This is a genomic window from Streptomyces sp. NPDC004609 (genome assembly GCF_042873655.1).
In the GTDB taxonomy this organism is placed as follows: Bacteria; Actinomycetota; Actinomycetes; order Streptomycetales; family Streptomycetaceae; genus Streptomyces.
Genome location: NZ_JBIALS010000031.1, coordinates 1 through 16,285 on the forward strand (window position 1 = coordinate 1; position 16,285 = coordinate 16,285).

12 protein-coding genes and 6 pseudogenes are annotated in these 16,285 nt (G+C 68.8%); 14 read left to right on the forward strand and 4 right to left on the reverse strand.

Going from position 1 to position 16,285, the window contains the following annotated elements; translation table 11 throughout:
• Both ACFYT4_RS26595 and ACFYT4_RS26600 read left to right on the forward strand, forming a co-directional pair.
• Positions 1-193 (forward strand): annotated as a pseudogene (locus ACFYT4_RS26595) (hypothetical protein); the annotation flags it as partial.
• Between the two features lie 463 nt (positions 194-656).
• On the forward strand, positions 657-1,217 hold the full coding sequence (locus tag ACFYT4_RS26600; protein ID WP_389274035.1) for a hypothetical protein: 561 nt from the start codon (positions 657-659) through the stop codon (positions 1,215-1,217).
• A gap of 79 nt (positions 1,218-1,296) precedes the next feature.
• On the opposite strand, the gene ACFYT4_RS26605 is transcribed toward ACFYT4_RS26600, so the two are convergent.
• Both ACFYT4_RS26605 and ACFYT4_RS26610 read right to left on the reverse strand, forming a co-directional pair.
• A complete protein-coding gene (locus ACFYT4_RS26605; protein ID WP_389274265.1) occupies positions 1,297-1,905 on the reverse strand; it encodes a Ku protein in 609 nt (202 codons plus the stop codon).
• Positions 1,906-2,301: 396 nt separating this feature from the next.
• Positions 2,302-2,868: a dihydrofolate reductase family protein gene (locus tag ACFYT4_RS26610; protein ID WP_389274037.1), complete on the reverse strand. Its 567-nt coding sequence runs from the start codon at positions 2,866-2,868 to the stop codon at positions 2,302-2,304.
• A gap of 430 nt (positions 2,869-3,298) precedes the next feature.
• On the opposite strand from ACFYT4_RS26610, the pseudogene ACFYT4_RS26615 reads away from it, so the two are divergent.
• From ACFYT4_RS26615 to ACFYT4_RS26640, 6 genes and pseudogenes are all read left to right on the forward strand, one after another.
• Positions 3,299-4,618 (forward strand): annotated as a pseudogene (locus ACFYT4_RS26615) (IS701 family transposase).
• Positions 4,619-4,874: 256 nt separating this feature from the next.
• Positions 4,875-6,092, forward strand: coding sequence for a serine hydrolase domain-containing protein (locus tag ACFYT4_RS26620; protein WP_389274040.1), 1,218 nt, complete (start codon positions 4,875-4,877; stop codon positions 6,090-6,092).
• A gap of 362 nt (positions 6,093-6,454) precedes the next feature.
• Entirely contained in the window at positions 6,455-6,724 is a 270-nt protein-coding gene (locus ACFYT4_RS26625; protein WP_389274043.1) for a winged helix-turn-helix domain-containing protein, read from the forward strand.
• Positions 6,721-7,269: a transposase gene (locus ACFYT4_RS26630; RefSeq protein ID WP_389274046.1), complete on the forward strand. Its 549-nt coding sequence runs from the start codon at positions 6,721-6,723 to the stop codon at positions 7,267-7,269. The genes ACFYT4_RS26625 and ACFYT4_RS26630 overlap by 4 nt, the downstream gene beginning before the upstream one ends.
• 226 nt (positions 7,270-7,495) lie before the next feature.
• Positions 7,496-8,323, forward strand: a complete 828-nt coding sequence (locus tag ACFYT4_RS26635) for a polyphosphate polymerase domain-containing protein (RefSeq protein WP_389274049.1) — start codon at positions 7,496-7,498, stop codon at positions 8,321-8,323.
• Positions 8,320-8,874, forward strand: a pseudogene (locus ACFYT4_RS26640) (DUF4956 domain-containing protein); the annotation flags it as partial. The gene ACFYT4_RS26635 and the pseudogene ACFYT4_RS26640, both read left to right, overlap by 4 nt.
• A gap of 229 nt (positions 8,875-9,103) precedes the next feature.
• On the opposite strand, the gene ACFYT4_RS26645 reads toward ACFYT4_RS26640, so the two are convergent.
• Positions 9,104-9,667 carry a hypothetical protein gene (locus tag ACFYT4_RS26645; protein ID WP_389274052.1) on the reverse strand — a complete coding sequence of 188 codons (564 nt, stop codon included), beginning with the start codon at positions 9,665-9,667 and terminating at the stop codon, positions 9,104-9,106.
• 265 nt (positions 9,668-9,932) lie between these two features.
• Here ACFYT4_RS26645 and ACFYT4_RS26650 point away from each other — a divergent pair, with 265 nt between their 5' ends.
• From ACFYT4_RS26650 to ACFYT4_RS26675, 6 genes and pseudogenes are all read left to right on the forward strand, one after another.
• Positions 9,933-10,910 carry a zinc-binding dehydrogenase gene (locus ACFYT4_RS26650; RefSeq protein ID WP_389274055.1) on the forward strand — a complete coding sequence of 326 codons (978 nt, stop codon included), beginning with the start codon at positions 9,933-9,935 and terminating at the stop codon, positions 10,908-10,910.
• A gap of 405 nt (positions 10,911-11,315) precedes the next feature.
• Positions 11,316-11,480: pseudogene (locus ACFYT4_RS26655) on the forward strand (IS701 family transposase); the annotation flags it as partial.
• A 24-nt stretch (positions 11,481-11,504) separates the two neighbouring features.
• On the forward strand, positions 11,505-11,660 hold the full coding sequence (locus tag ACFYT4_RS26660; protein ID WP_389274277.1) for a hypothetical protein: 156 nt from the start codon (positions 11,505-11,507) through the stop codon (positions 11,658-11,660).
• A gap of 549 nt (positions 11,661-12,209) precedes the next feature.
• Entirely contained in the window at positions 12,210-13,049 is an 840-nt protein-coding gene (locus ACFYT4_RS26665) for an SDR family oxidoreductase (protein ID WP_389274268.1), read from the forward strand.
• A gap of 6 nt (positions 13,050-13,055) precedes the next feature.
• On the forward strand, positions 13,056-14,396 hold the full coding sequence (locus ACFYT4_RS26670) for an NAD(P)/FAD-dependent oxidoreductase (RefSeq protein WP_389274058.1): 1,341 nt from the start codon (positions 13,056-13,058) through the stop codon (positions 14,394-14,396).
• A gap of 160 nt (positions 14,397-14,556) precedes the next feature.
• A pseudogene (locus ACFYT4_RS26675) lies at positions 14,557-15,767 on the forward strand (cytochrome ubiquinol oxidase subunit I).
• Here the strand turns inward: ACFYT4_RS26675 and ACFYT4_RS26680 are convergent.
• Positions 15,659-16,285: pseudogene (locus tag ACFYT4_RS26680) on the reverse strand (cyclase family protein); the annotation flags it as partial. The pseudogenes ACFYT4_RS26675 and ACFYT4_RS26680 overlap by 109 nt on opposite strands.

Here is a 16,285-nt window from a genome sequence, read left to right on the forward strand (position 1 = left end):
CCTGGTCACCGTGCTTCACCTGAGAAAACTCGCGACCATGGACCTCCTGGGCCAGCTCTTCAACACCACCGCCATGACCATCAGCCGCGCAGCGAAAGACGTCCGCCCGCTCCTGGAAGCCCATGGTGTCTACCTCCCCGCCTCAACGGCCCGTTTCCGCGAACCCCAGCCGAGCCTCCAGTCGGTGTGCTGAACGACCATGATCGTTCTCAGCGCCAACGGCTGTACCGATGTTCCCCGAGGCCGGTCGGGTCGTCGGCGTGCGTCGCGCGAGCCGGTCCCGCAGTTGGGCCGCGACGAGCCCCTCATCGCTCCCCGCCTCGGCCAGGAGCCCGAGGAGCACCGCGATCGCGCGCCTCGCCCGCGGTGATCAGCGGGAGCCGCTCCCCGGGGGCGTCGATGAGGTCGGCGAGGGTGTCAGTGAGATGGCTCATGCCCAGGGCGACGCGGGGCCGTCCCGCCGGATCACGCGCGCGGCCGACCGCCGTCGGCATGTGCACGCATGTCCCAAGGCTGTGTACGGATGTTCATGGAGTCCGGTACGGAACCGCTCGCATCCTGATGCCCTGACCCAGCCCTTGCATTCAGGAGGACAGATGCTCGGACGATTACGGACCCGGACCATAATGCGACCGCACACACGTGAACGGACCAACATGAAGCGCGTCCTGGCCGCTTTGGCGGGCGCCTTGATGATGATGCTCGCCCTGGGGGCACCTCAGGTGAGCGCGGCCCCGCAGGGCTTCACCGCACAGGCCAGGGCGGCGGGCCTGACCTCCGCCGAGGCCACCGCCCTCCAGGCCGAGGTCGACCGCTACCTCACGGAACTGGGCGGAACCCAGACCTCGCCCAACACGGTCGACCTGGGCAACCAGGCCACGCTGAGGGTGGCGATCCCCGGCGAGAAACACCCCCGCGACCTGAGCGGCGGCAAAGCCGCCGCCAGCCCGAACTGCCACCCAGGGGGAGCGGACTTCTACTTCTTCTGTGCTTACTCCGGCCAGGATTACACGGGCTCCGAGATCGCCATGGGCGCCTGCGGCCTCTACAACATCCCGGCGGCGTGGGGCTGGGGCTCCTGGGACAACAACCAGACCGACGGCACCGAGGCGATCATGTACAACAGCTCCAGCCACATCATCTTCATTACTCAACCGGCGCACAGCTGGGACTTCTCCGGCGACTGGGGACCGGTGGGCAAGGTCCGCAACTGCTGACCGCCGACACCACGCACCACAGCAAGACCGCTGACCGGTGAACACGGCGGGGACGCATGAACAATCCGTGCGCCCCCGCTCAAGCCGACCTCGGCTTCCGCCCCGACGTCTTCTTCGCGGCGGCCTTCTTGGCCCGCTTCTTCGGCATGTCCTGCACCGTCCCCGGCTCCCCGCCCTGGCTGCGGGCTTCCTTGGCTGCCTGCACGCTGCTCTCCAGCGCGGCCATCAGGTCCACCACCGTTGCCCGACCGCCCGGTTCGCGACCGGCCTCCGGCAGGTCCCGGCCCTCAGCCTTGGCCGCGATGACCTCCTCCAGGGCCTCCCGGTAGCGGTCGGTGTAGCCGGTGGCGTCGTCCTCGGCCAGCGTGTCCATCAGTGCGAGTGCCCGGTCGATCCCGTCCTCGTCGAGGTCCACCTGCTCCGATGCCAGTGTCTCGGAGGGGCGGATCTCGTCCGGCCAGCGCATCGCGTGGAGGACGATCGCGTCCTCCAGGGCCTGCAGCATCCCCAGCAGCGCCCGCCCGTGCCACGCGAACTTGGCGATGGCGGCCTTCTCACTGCGCTCCAGGGCCTTCCACAGCAGGATGTAGGGCTTGGCGGCGACCTGGCCATCCGCGGTGAGGCAGTAGCCGGCCGCGATCCGGATCGGGTCGATCGTCTCGGCGGGGACGAAGGCGACGACCTCGATCGCCTTGCCGTCGGCAGCGGCAGCGCCGCCAGGTCGGAGTCCGCGACCTCCACCAGCTGGTCCCTGGACACCTCGTACCCCTTGCCGATCTCGTCATCCCGCAGCTGCCGGCCGTCGGCTCGCAGATCTTGCGGTAGCGGGTCCGGCCCCCTTCCTCGGTGTGGATCACGCGGAAATTGATGAACCGGCCCTCGGCCGCGGACACCACCTTGATCGGGATGTGACCAGGCCGAAGCTGATGGCGCCGGACCAGATGGGACGGGGCATCACTCACCTCCGGAGAACACGCCCCCGGCGCCGTTGTAGGGTCTCGCGGCTGATGTCGTCATCTCACGGCCGTGTCGTACCGATGTCGTATACGACATCACCGTGAGACCAGCGCGTGGGTGCTGCTGCTCAGCGCCTCGTCTCGTACCTGGTCAGGACCACGCCGCCGGGAAACGTCCGCGTCTCCACCAGGTTCAGGTTCACCCAGCTGTCCAGCGCGGTGAAGAACGGCGTGCCGCTGCCCACCAGGACCGGATGGGCGGCGATCGCGTACTCGTCGATCAGCCCGGCGCGCATGGCCGCCCCGGCGAGCGTTGCGCCGCCGATGTTCATTGCGCCGCCGTCCTCGGCCTTGAGCCGGGTGATCTCGGCGATCGCGTCGCCGGTGACCAGGCGGGTGTTCCAGTCGACCTTGTCGATCGTCGAGGAGAACACCACCTTCGGCGTGTCCCGCCAGTTCCGCGCGAACTCGATCTCCGCCGGGGTGGCGTTGGGCTGCTGGTCGCCGGTCGGCCAGTAGGAGCTCATCGTCTCCCATAGCTTGCGCCCGTACAGCGACAGGCCACTCGCCTGCTCGTAGTCGAGCCACCACTGGAACAGCTCGTGGTTCGGCGGTCCGCTCCAGCCGATGTCGTCGCCGGCCGCGGCGATGTAGCCGTCCAGACTCAGGTTCATGCCGTAGATCAGTTTCCGCATGGCTCAGCCTTCCGTTCGTGGGTGTCCGGCGTATAGACCAGCGCGGCGCGGGAAACTCATCGGTGCGCGATCTGGGCTCGCCGGTAGTCCTCGTGCTCGGGGCTCAGCGTGGTGTACTCGGCCGACACGGGCAAGCCGCCTGATCTCGACCTCGCCCTCGCGAGGAAATGCCACGGATTTGAGACTGATCATGGGTGACAAGGCCGTGAGACAGCCAACAACGCCCAGGTCACGCAAGATCGACATGTCACGAGCGGCGAGACCCTAACCGTGTAGGGGCTCAAAATTCGTTGCACAGTCTCAGGGCCGGTTGCACTCTGACTGCACTTGTGCAGTCGACGTGAGACCCGCTGTTCAGCACCGACACCCATTCGCGTGACAGTGGTCGAGAGACGCACGCCCTTGGCGCCCCAGGCGCCATCGTGGCTTCGTGGGCCGTTCCTCGGCCCGGATCGCGGGCCGGTTCGGCCGGGTTGAGCCGCGGGCGACCGCCCGTGCCTGTCTGCTCGGGCTGCTGTCGAGGGCCGAGCAGAAGAACTGCCGAAGCTGGCCGAGCAGGCCGGTCACGTCCGGCCCGGGCCGATGCAGCGCCTGCTGCGCTACGCACGCTGGGACGCCGATGCCGTCCGCGACGACCTGCGCGCCTACGCCGCCGACCACCTCGGCACCGACAGCGCGGTGCTCATCGTGGACGAGACCGGCTTCCTGAAGAAGGGCCACGCTTCGGCGGGCGTGCAACGGCAGCACACCGGCACCGCGGGACGTATCGAGAACTCCCAGGCCGGCGTGTTCCTCGCCTTGGCTACCAGCCGGGGACGGGCGCTGATCGACCGCTGGCTCTGCCTGCCTGAGCACTCCTGGTGCTCCGATCCCGGACGCAGACACACGGCCGGGATACCCGAGACGGCGCAGTTCGCGGCCAAGCCCCGCCTGGCCCGGGAGATGATCGCCGCCGCGCTGGACGCCGGGGTGGAGGCACCGTGGGTGACCGGCGACGAAGCCTACGGGCAGGACCCGCACCTGCGGACCGCCCTGGAGGCACGCGGCACCGGCTACGTGATGGCCGTCGCCCGCTCCGCCCGGGTGCGCATCAACCACGGCCGCACCCCCGTCCGCGCGGACACCGTCGCAGAACGCCTGCCCGCCACCACCCGGCAGCGGCAGAGCGCAGGCCCCGATGCGAAAGGCCTGCGCCACTACGACGGGGCCCGGGTTCAGATCGGCACCGACGGACCACGCCACCTGCTGGTCCGCCGCAACCGCACCACCGGAGAACCGGCCTGCTACCTCTGCCGGTCACCCACTGCGGTGACTCTTCCGGAACTGGTCCGCGTCGCCGGTGTCCGCTGGAGCGTCGAGGAGTGCTTCCAGGCCGCCGAAGGCCAGGTCAGAATTCGACCACTGCCAGGTCCGCAACTGGACCTCATGGCACCGGCACAACACGCTCGCCATGCCCGCCCCGGCCTTCCCGGCCGCCGTCGCCGCCGGCCAGACCACCAACCGGCCCAACGATCCCTGCCATCCCGCCCGCAGCCTCGATCCGATCCCGTTGACCGTCCCGGAGATCCGCCGTCCACTCGCCCTCGTCTTCGGCCCACCGGCCCAGTCAGCAGCCAGGACGCTGCACTGGTCCCACTGGCGCAGACACCACCAGGCAACAGCCCGACACCGCCACTACCGACGACAAACCTGCTGGACAGATCACAAAACCGTACTGGACTGCCAGGTCAACTTCTCTTGGAACCCCTGACGAGATCATCTTCGAGGGGACCACCGGGCCGCTCGCCGCAACCTTGACCGGCGCCGACCGCACCGATGTCACCCCGGCTGATTCCACTCCTTCAGGCCGTACCGGCCATGCGTGGCCAGTAGGGGACCGCCCCCGGCGCCGCCCGGAGGCAGTGCCGGGCGACCACGGCCACGACAAGGGTGGGTGCTTCTCACCCGGTGCCTGTCGGCAATCGCGGAAACCGCCGGGAAACACATCGCCCTGTTGTATCAGCGTCATGAATCGAGACCAACCTGCGACGACTCGGCGAACTGTCCTTCGGTCGCTGAGCGTTGCCGCCCCTGTCGGCGTTCTCGCGGTCACCGGCAGCGCCCTGGCCGACACCGCCGACCGGGTCCCGGCCGGACGGATACCCGAGGACCTGATTCCCGGCGGCGCGTACGACCGGTTCGTCGCACAGCTGGCCGCGCAGGACCGATTCTCCGGAACCGTGCTGCTGAGCCACCGCGGAAGACCCGTGCTGTCCAGGGCCTACGGGATGGCCGACAAAGAGCGGTCCGTACCGAACCGGACGGACACCATCTTCGCGCTCGCCTCCGCCTCCAAGCCGTTCACCGCCTTGGCCGTCCTCCAACTCGCACAACAAGGAAAGATCGACTGCTACGGGACGCTGGGTGCCTATCTACCCGGCTTCCCGGCCGCGATTGCCGACACCGTCACCGTCCATCACTTGCTCACCCACACCTCCGGCATGGGCGACCTCCTCAACAACAGCGAGTTCCTCGAAAAGGTCGGCACATGGACCGGAGCCGACGAGGTCACCACCGAGCTCGTGAAGATCATCCAGAAGCAACCGCTGGAGTTCGCACCCGGCACGAGCAACCGGTACAGCAACAACGGCTACGACACACTCGGCGCGATCGTGGCCGCAGTCTCCGGGCAGTCGTTCTACGAATACGTACGCCAACACATCTTCGCCCCTGCCGGTATGACACGCAGCGACTTCTACACCAGACCGCAGTGGCTGACGGACGAGCGCATCGCGCACCCCTACACGCTCAACCCGTCCGGACAGCGGATCGACGCGGTCCGCGCCGGAGAAGGCGCGGCGCGCATGTTCATCGGCACCGGCGGCGGCAACGCCTTTTCCACCGGCTCGGACCTGGTCAGGTTCGCGCAGGCGCTACAAGGCGGCCAACTACTCAATCCCGCCTACACCGAACTCTTCATGAACGCGAAGCTGCCCATGCGCCCACGCGGTGCCGCGGTTCCCGGTGTCCGGAGCTTCATGGCCTACGGCGCGACTGCCCCCATAGTCAACAACCACCAGCTCCTCACGCACGGCGGCGGAGCGGCAGGCGAATCGACCAACTGGACCATCTACCGTGATCTGAACTGGTGCGGAGTCATCCTCAGCAACTATGACCAGATCGACCTCACAGCGATCATCGACAAGGAGAGAACACCCCTCTGTGGTCCACGAAAGGGCATCTGATCCAAGGTGGGTGCCGACAAGCGGAGCTACTGAGCTTTCCGCTGAGTTGTCTGGGGTGACACCGTTGGATCCCTGCGGTACGCCGTGGTCATGAGATGTTCGCAGGGAGGTGGTCTCACTCCGCGGGGCCAGGCTGCGCGGGAGCGCGTACGCATACCGGCCGCCGATGGCTATGCCCGGGGCGAGAAGAACACGGTGATCGCAAAAAAGGATTGCGGGTCAGCGCCCGGTCGGTGGAGCGGTGGCGGCGGCCCTGGCGCAAGGGAGGACGACAGCCACTGCGCCCTTCAGGCCCGGCCAAGCGGCCCAAGGCCGACGACCATGACTTCGCCGTACTCGAGCCACCGCTGCTGGAAGGCGCGATGGCTCACGCCTGGGCGGATCAGCGGTGGACGCTCGGGCGTGTGCGGCTGCCGGTCGCAGTCCGACTGGGTGTGTCGCTGTCGATGCACGGTGTGGGGGAGTTGCTCCGGCGGCACGGCTGGTCCTGTCAGCAGCCTGCGCGGCGGGCGGTCGAGCGGGACGACGCTGCGGTGGCCGGCTGGGTGAAGGAGACCTGGCCGCGGGCAAAGCCACCGCGGCGGCGCTCGGGGCATGGCTCATCGTTGAGGACCAAGCCGTCGTCTCGATGACGTCGCACCGCGCACGCACCTGTGCACCAAGAGGCGGCACACCTGTCGTGCGGTTCAACGGTGCCTCCCGAGGCCGCATCTCGATGGCCGCCCTGGCCTGCTTCACGTCCGGCGAACGCAGCAGGCTGATCAACCGTCCCCGTATCCAGGGCCATCACCGGGGCGCACACCAAGGGTTCACCCGGCAGGACTACCGAGACCTTCTTGTCCGGGGTCACCTGCAGCTCGGCGGCCCCATCGTGGTCGTCTGGGGCAATCTCAACGTTCATCGCTGCAGTCGGCTACGGCGGTACGCAGCTGATCACGACTGGCTCACCATCGTCCAGCTGCCCTCCTACGCGCCCGAACTCAACCCGGTCGAAGGTATCTGGTCGTTACTCCGGCGCTCTGCCACCGCCAACATGCTATTCGCCGACCGAGACCGCCTCGTCAGAGCCGTCCGAAGCGGCATGCGCCGCATCCAACGCCGGCCACACCTCATCGACGGATGCCTCGCCGAGACCGGACTGTCAGCCACCCCGACAACTCGACGGAAAGCTCAGTAGCTCCTCTCAACCCGTTCGCGGCATCGAAGACTCCTGGAATCGACCCGTGATTTTCATGGGCTCTTCATGCGTCGTTGGTTGCCTGTGCGAGACCGGTTGGTCCGGAAAGCACGAGCAATGGAGGCACATGGTGTTCCCAGCGAGGTCAGCCGCGGTCGGTGAAGGCCGAGGGGAAACCGTCCGGGCCCCCGCCGGTGAGGCAGGGGTGAGTGAGGATCCGTTGCATGTGGCCAGCCGGTTGCACGCGTTCAACCGGTTCGAGCTGAAGTACCTGGTCCCCGTCGAGCAGGCGGCCGAGATCCGGGACGAACTGGCCGAGCGGATGGACCGGGACCTGCACAGCCCGGTAGGCGGGTACGGCGTGTGGAGCCTGTACTACGACACCCCCCAGCTGCGGTTCTACTGGGAGAAGATCGAGGGACTGAAGTTCCGCCGGAAACTGCGCATCCGCCAGTACGGCGACCCCCACGGCACAACGGAGGACTCGCCAGTCTGCGTGGAGATCAAACAGCGTGTCAACCGGGTCACCCAGAAGCGCCGCATCACCCTGCCCTACGGGGTCGCGCGACGGTGGTGCGACGAGCGGGAGATGGTGGACCACTCGCCGAAGGAGAGCGCTTTTGTCCAGGAGGTCCTCGAACTGGTGGTGCGGCTGAATCTGCGGCCCACCGCGATCACCGGCTACCAGCGCGAGGCCCTGGTCGGACGGGACGCCGACACCGGGCTGCGGGTCACCCTCGACCGGCGGGTCCGGGGCCGGGACCGGGACTTCCACTTCGGCACCCGTACGCCTGACAACCGGTTCACGATCCCGCCGCACCTGTCGGTCATGGAGATCAAGGTCAACGAGCGCACCCCGCACTGGATCACCGACCTGACCGCGCGCCGCAACCTCAACCTCGTACGGATCTCGAAGTACGTGCAGTCCATCGAGGCGTTCGGGCTGGCCCCCCGCTCGGTCTTCCACGTCAACGAGGCGGACTACCCGCCTCCGGCCCCCACTCACGAGAAGCCGGCACAGCACGATACGCCGCCGAAGGTAGGAGCCCAGTGAACTTCGATCTCGATCTACAGGAACTCAGCGGCACGTTCAGCGTTGCCGATGTCGTGGCGGCGATGGCGCTGTCGTTCGTCCTGTCCACGCTGATCGGCTACGTTTACCGGTACACGCACCGCAACATCTCCTACAGCCAGTCCTACGTGCAGACTCTGGTCATCGTCGGCATGATCGTCGCCCTGATCATGCTGGTGGTCGGCTCGAACCTGGCGCGCGCGTTCTCGCTGGTTGGCGCCCTGTCCGTGGTCCGGTTCCGCAACGCGGTCAAGGAAACCCGGGACGTCGGCTTCATCTTCCTGGTCATGGCCATCGGTATGGCGTGCGGCGCCCGCTTCTACACTCTGGCCGCGGTCGGGGCCGTCGTGATCTGCGCCGTCATCCTGGTGATGTCCAAGTTCAACTGGTTCGCGCTCAACGTACAGCGGCAGGTCGTCAAGGTTCAGGTCCCCGCGGGCGACGACTACACCCCGCAGATCCGTGACGTCCTGATCAAATACACCACCGAGTTCGAGCTGGTCAGCACGGAGACGATCCGAGGAGGCGCGCTACCTGACAGTTGCCAGGTGGCCTCACGGGCGTGCCGCATGATGGCGCAGGGCACCGTGCTGGAGTTCCAGCGCGACATGATCTCGGAGAACTCCAAGGAGGGCGTCGCCGCCGCCGAAGCCTCCGGCAAGACGCTCGGGCGTCCGGCCGCGCTGAACGAGGGCGAGCACCGAGCCGGGCCTGGGTGGTCTCGTCCTCGATGACGGCGAGCGGGAGCCACAGGTGGTTCTGCTACTTGCCACGGGTGAGGCCGGGGTACGTCGCGAAGGCGTTGGCGCCGTGCCCGTACAGCAGGCTGGTGTCGCAGGTCATGCTCTGGGAGGCGGCGATCGTCATCGCGTACCCCAGCGACAGGGCACCGGAGGCGACCTGGTCCGGCGTCAGCCACGCGGACAGGAACGCCGCTTCGTCCGGGCGGCGCGTACGGTTGCGCCAGGTGATCTCGATCCGCCCGTCCGGCGCGATCTCGCTGACGACGGCCCGGTACCCGTTCAGCAGGTCCGGCCCGCTGCGGTAGTCGTTGACCCGCACCCGCACGGCGTCGCCGACCGCGAGGGTGAGCCGGTCAGCGCCGGGCAGAGCGTAGGTGTGGCCCGCCCCGAGGCAAACCGCTGTCGTGGCGGCGTAGGGGTCGATCGCCTCGGACTTGCCCTTCATCCGCCGCGTCTTGCGGTCCGACCGGTCGACATCGACAACCGTGACGCCGGCCGCGGTCAGCGCCCTGGCCAGCTCTGCGCCGAAGGCGCCCGTACCTCCACGCCCACCGCGGTGAGTGTGCCGTGCGAGCGCGCCCAACCCAGCAGGTCCCGCCAGCCCGGCTGGCGCTTCCCCTCGCCTACGGCACAAATCAAGGGGACGCGCACACTCCGATTGGCCTGGACCGCATCGTGGATGATCCTGCTGCCCCAGACCCCGGCGGCCTCCATGCCTGCGTTCTGAACGGTCGGTGGTGCCGTCATTGGCGGTACTACGGCCGGTCCATTGCTGCGCTGTTTTGACCTCAACCGCGGTTGAGGTCGGATGATGATGTTCTTCTGCAGATGTACTGGAAGGAATGGCCATGCGCGCTGTCGTGCTCCACCGGTTCGGTCCCCCTGAGAACCTCCGCTTCGAGACCGTGCCCGATCCCGTGCCGGGCAATGGCCAGGTCCGTATCGAGGTAAAGGCGGCGGGCGTTCACCAGATCGAGACGGCGATGCGGCAAGGACTGGCGATCGGCCCGCCGCTGCCCGAACTCCCGGCGGTCTTCGGGGGAGAAGTGGCCGGCGTCGTGGAGTCGGTCGGGCCGGACGTGGACGTGGCCTGGGTGGGCGTCGAGGTGGTCACCGCACACAGCACACCGGGGGGCTACGCCGAGCGGACCGTCGCCGATGTCTCGTCACTGCACCGCATTCCCGCCGGCCTGGACCACGGGGCCGCCGTCGCCATGGTCGTCACCGGCGCCACCGCCGTGGGCCTCCTTGACATCGTCGCCCTCACCCGCGACGACGTGGTCCTGGTCACGTCGGCCGCCGGAGGCGTCGGAGGCCTGGTCCTGCAGTTCGCCCGCCATCTCGGGGCCACGGTCGTCGGCGCGGCCGGCGGACCGGCGAAGACCGCGGCGGTGCGGGAGCTGGGCGCCGACCTGGCCGTCGACTACAACCGCCCCGACTGGCCGGACACCGTCCGCACCGCCCTGGGCGGGCGGCGCGTCACCGCCGTGGTGGACGGAGTCGAGGGCGAGAAGGGACGGGCCGCCTTCGGGCTGCTGGCAGAAGGCGGGCGGTACGTCAGCATCGGGGCGTCGTCGCGCGAGGAGTTCCGGCCCGACGAGGAGGAGCTGAAGGACCGGAAGGTGAGCTTCACCGACGCCCTGGCACTGCTGCTGGAGGGTCAGGACGCGCCCACCGACGAGGCCCGCGCCCTGACCGCGGCCGCCGAAGGGATCATGGTGCCCTCGGTTCAGTCCTTCCTCCTCTCGCAGGCCGCCGCGGCACACGCCGCGCTTGAAACACGGGCGACGACAGGCAAGGTGGTCCTCATCCCGGATACCGATTGACGCTGATGCGGCGTGTCCCCGGAAGCCGGCCCGCGTGCACCCCCTCACCACCGAGCCCGCTTGCCGTCGTCCGCCTCTGCCCTCTATCGGACCACCACCGGAACACCCCACCGCCCTGACGACTACCCCGCAGACGGAAGGCCTTCCGGTGCGGCACAGAGCGCGGCACCCTGGGTACACAATGGCTGAATCATCCCGCGCGGGCTGCGGTTGAGACCAGAGGGCGCCCGGGTTCGATGAGCTCACGATTCCCGGTCCGCCTGCCTGCTCTCGACCGGTGGTCCGGGGCGGAGAGGATCATGATTCCCATGGACCGACACATCGCCCTCGGCCGCTGGTCGTATGATCCGCGGACAGGGACTCACCGAAACACATCCGCTCGCACAGCGCCTCGATGCTCTCCGGGCGCCGTTGATCGTGGATGACACCGGCTTCCCGACGAAGGGGGTTCGGTCGGCCGGGGGGGCAGTACTCCGGAACGGCCGAGCGGACGGAGAACTGCGGACGCTGATAGACCGCCGTTTGTCTCTGCCCACCTCGTGGACGGATGACCGTGAACGGTGCCGCCGGACAGTACTAAAGCGCCCGCAGACGGTGGCTCAGGGGCCGAACCCGGCAGGCATCTCCCGCCACCGGGCGCTGGAGCGGAACCGCCGGATCACCCCCTTCGAACTGCTCCAGCAACCGCTCCGGGTACGGACGAACCCGCCGATCGGCAGGCAGGGCTCGATGAACTACCTTTGCTCGTAGGTGAGTTGCCTGCACCTCACGGTCAATTGTCGTGCCGGATTCCGCCCTCCGAAGGCCATGGAACCAGTATCTGATCACCACATCACACAGGCCCTGGCGCGACCACGACCTTCTTCATCGTGCACGCACCATAGGGCCGATGCCGGCCGGGAGCTGCGAGCCGCGTGGCCGTGCTCATATCGAGTGCTCAGCCGCGGAAATCGCTGACCTGCCCGGGTTCTCGCCACCCGCATCGCGTCCATACCGGCACGCCAGGTTCCCCTCGCTCACCGGGTATCCGGAGAAGCGCAGCCGGATGAACGGCAGAAACGCCGGTGCCCGGGCAAGGTTCGGAGGCAGCTCGTAGCCCGACCGCGTGATCTGCCCGGCCGAAGTAAGGCCGCGGGGCGCGCCGGTCTGGCCCTCTCCCGGCGCCGGGTGCTTTGTTTGGTCTGGGGGCCGGGCATGTGGCGGCTCCTGTGTCTGTTCCGGCGGCCGCCCCGGCCTTCCTCATGCGCGTCGCCCGTTCTCGGCGTGCGTTCTGTCCGAAACGCCGAAGGAGAGATCGTGGTGGCTGAAAGCGTCAACGAGAACCGCGGGGCGATCTCCGCGCAGCTTCTCAGGGGCCAGAAGGCGCTGGTGACCGGTGCCAACTCGGGCATCGGCCTGGCGACCGCCGTTGCCCTGGGCCGGGCGGGAGCGGACGTCGTGGTGAACTACGTCGTCGGTGCGGACGAGGCCGAGAAGGTCGTGGCGCAGATCGAGGGCTTCGGGGTCCGCGCCTACGCCCACGAGGCCGACGTGTCCGACGAGGACCAGGTGGTCGCGATGGTCGCGCGGATGGTCCAGGAGTTCGGCACCATCGACATCATGGTGGCCAACGCTGGCCTCCAGCGGGACGCGCCGGTGACGGAGATGACGCGCGCTCAGTGGCAGAAGGTGCTCGACGTCAACCTGACCGGCCAGTTCCTCTGTGCTCGGGAGGCCGCCAAGGAGTTCGTGCGGCGCGGCGTGGTGGAGGAGGTGTCCCGGTCTGCCGGGAAGATCATCTGTATGAGCTCGGTTCACCAGATCGTCCCGTGGTCGGGGCACGTGAACTACGCGTCCTCCAAGGGTGGTGTGGGCATGCTGATGCAGACCCTTGCCCAGGAGCTGGCCCCCCAGCGGATCAGGGTCAACGCGGTCGCCCCGGGCGCCATCCGTACACCGATCAACCGCGATGCCTGGTCCACCCCCGAGGCCGAGGCCGAACTGCTGCGGCTGATCCCGTACCGCCGCGTGGGCGATCCGGACGACATCGCCAACGCCGTCGTCGCCATGGCGTCCGACCTGCTCGACTACGTCGTCGGCACCACGCTCTTCGTCGACGGCGGAATGACGCTCTTCCCCGGCTTCGCCACCGGAGGCTGACCTCCGATGCAGGATCACGTCACGCCCCGCCGGGTGGTGATCCTTGGCGGGGGGTTCGCCGGGCTGTTCGCCGCCCGCGCCCTGCGCCGGTCGCCGGTCGCCGTGACCGTGGTCGACCGTCGTGCCCACCACCTCTTCCAGCCACTGCTCTACCAATGTGCCTCCGGGATCCTGTCCGAGGGCCAGATCGCCCAGCCGCTCCGCGCGGTCCTGCGGCGCCACCACAACGTGAGCTGCCTGCTCGCCGAGGCCACCGACGTGGATGTCGAAGCCAGGCTGGTCCACGCCCGACGGCCCGACGGCGGGGCTGTCGCAGTGCCCTACGACGATCTGATCGTCGCCGTCGGCATGCGCCAGTCCTACTTCGGGCAAGACGAGTTCGCCGCGCACGCCCCGGGTATGAAGACTCTCAACGACGCGCTGGACATCCGCCGACGGATCTACCGGGCGTTCGAGATGGCCGAAACGGCCGCGGACGACAGGGAGCGGCAGCAGTGGCTCACCTTCGCGCTGGTCGGCGGCGGGCCGACCGGCGTCGAACTCGCAGGACAGATCCGGGAGATCGCCGGCCACACGCTCGACCGGGAGTTCCACACGATCGACTCCGCCCGGGCCCGGGTGCTGCTCTTCGAAGGGTCCGACGAGGTGCTGGGCGCGTTCGGCCCCCGGCTGGCCCAGCGTGCGGCCCGGACCCTGCAGCACCTCGGCGTGGAGCTCCACCTGGGCACGATGGTCACCGATATCGACGCGCAGGGCCTGACGGTACGAGACCACGACGGCAAAACGACCCGGTTCGACGCACGCACCGTGCTGTGGACGGCGGGCGTCGAGGCCCCGCCGATCGCCACCGCGCTGGCCCGGGCAACCGGCGCCCAACAGGACCGTGCCGGACGCATCGCCGTCGAACCCGACCTCACCGTCCCCGGCCACCCGGAGATCCGCGTCACGGGCGACGTGATGAGCCTGAACCGGCTGCCGGGCCTGGCAGAGGTCGCCATGCAGTCGGGCGCCTACGCCGGCCGGCTCGTGCGCCACGCCGTGGAGGGCAGGAGGAAGCAGCCGAAGCCCTTCACGTACCTGGACCTCGGCAGCGCCGCCTACATCGCCCGTGGCCGGGCCGTCGTCAAGGCCGGGCCGCTGCATCTGTCGGGCTTCACCGGCTGGCTCGCCTGGCTCTTCATCCACCTGGCCTTCCTCACCGGTTTCCGCAGCAGACTGGGCGCGGTGCTCAGCTGGTCGATCTCCTTCGCCACCAGCTCGCGACGCGAGCGCGCCTTCACCACGCCCGACACCGGCGCTCCGGCCGCAGGGCCGCCCGAGCCGAAGGCGCCCCCGCCGCATCCCTGACAACGGGCCTCGGCCGCCCCCTCCACACCCGTCCCTCCTCGCTCCGCCGACTCACGCGGGGCAGACCTCCGAGGCGCGCATGTTCACCACAGCGGCCCTTCTGGCGGACCCGCCGCCCCAACTCCTGTCGGCCCGCGAACTGATGGCCTTCACCCTGGGCATGCACATCCTGCTGGTCCCGTTCGGCGTGGCGCTGCCGTTCATCACGCTGCTGATGCACCACCGGGCGTTGCGCCGCAACGACGCCGTCGCCTTTGAGCTCGCGCGGCGCTGGTCGGCGGTGATGGCCGTTCAGTTCGCCATCGGCGTTGTCACCGGCACCGTGCTGTCCTTCGAGCTCGGCCTGCTGTGGCCCGGCATGATGGGCCGCTGGGGCGATGTCTTCGGCCTCGGGTTCGGCATCGAGGCCTGGGCGTTCTTCCTGGAGGCCGTCCTGATCGCGATCTACCTCTACGGCTGGCGTCGGCTCAAGCCCTGGACGCACTTCTGGCTGGCCGTGCCGCTGCCGCCGGCCGCCCTGATGGGGCGTTCGGCATCATCGCGGCCAACTCCTGGATGAACACCCCGCAGGGTTTCCGCCTCGACGCGCAGGGCAACCCCGTCGACGTCAACGTACGGCAGGCGATCTTCACACCGATGTTCGGCCCGGAGTACTGGCACTTCGTGGTCGCGATGTTCATGACCGCCGGCTATGTGGTCGCGGGCGTATACGCGGTCGGCTGGCTGCGCGGTCGCCGGGACCGCTACCACCGGCTCGGCTTCACGCTGCCGTTCACCGTTGCCGCGATCCTCACACCGGTCCAGTTCATGCTCGGCGACTCCGCCGCCCGGGCCGTCTTCCACAAGCAACCGATCAAGTTCGCCGCCATGGAGATGGTCTGGAAGACGGACACTCACGTGCCCGAGTACATGTTCGGCCGGCTGAACAGTGACGGAACGATCTCCGGCGGACTCAGGATCCCCCAGCTGGACTCGATCCTCGCCGGATTCAAGCCCAGCACTCAGGTGACCGGGCTGACCACGGTGCCGGCCTCCGACCGTCCCACCGCCGTCCAGGCCACCATCGCCCACTGGGCCTTCGACATCATGGTCACCATCGGCAGCCTGCTGATCCTGCTCGCGCTCTGGTACGCCTGGTCCTGGCTGCGACACCGGGATCTCCCGCGCAGCCGCTGGTTCTTCCGCTGCGCCGCGGTCGCGGGAGCCGCGTGCCTGGTCACCGTGGAGTGCGGCTGGATCACCACGGAGGTCGGCCGCCAACCCTCGTCACGGCGTCGGCGGTGGCCGACCCTGACGAACAGGAGGTCGCCCTCGCCCACGCGGACGTGCTGGGCGGTCTCAGCAGAGCTGAGGTCGTCGGCGGTCACGTGATCACCCGGTTCGAGCCATGGCACGCCGCGCAGCCTCGGGATGTCCAGCAGTACGCCGCGTCCGACGATCCCGTCGCGGGCCGCCTCGATGGAGAGCGCCGTGGCGCCGCCCGCCGTGACGCTGTTCGCGGCCACGCCGCCGTGCAGCGTGCCGTCGTAGATCACGTGGCACAGGGCGTCGATGTGGCTGTCGGCGTCGCCGTGTACGTTCATCGCGAAGCTGTCCATCGCGAAGTGGAGCCCACCGGAGGTGTCTTCCTCCGGCTGCCCGCTCATCCGGTGCTTCGCAGGCTCCGGATTGTCCGGGCCGGGCAGCGTTTCCACCGGCGCGGCCAGCGTGACCGTCCGGCCGGTCCGCACCTCGCGGGTGGCGGTCCGCACCCGGGCGGGAGTGAGCGCGTCCAGCGCACCCCGGTCACCCGCGGCCCAGGCGGCGCGCGAGCGCAGGCGCCGGTACAGCACGTCGAACTCGGCCGCGGTCAGCCGTGGCGTTCCTGCCGGGCGGGCACGCGTGACCAT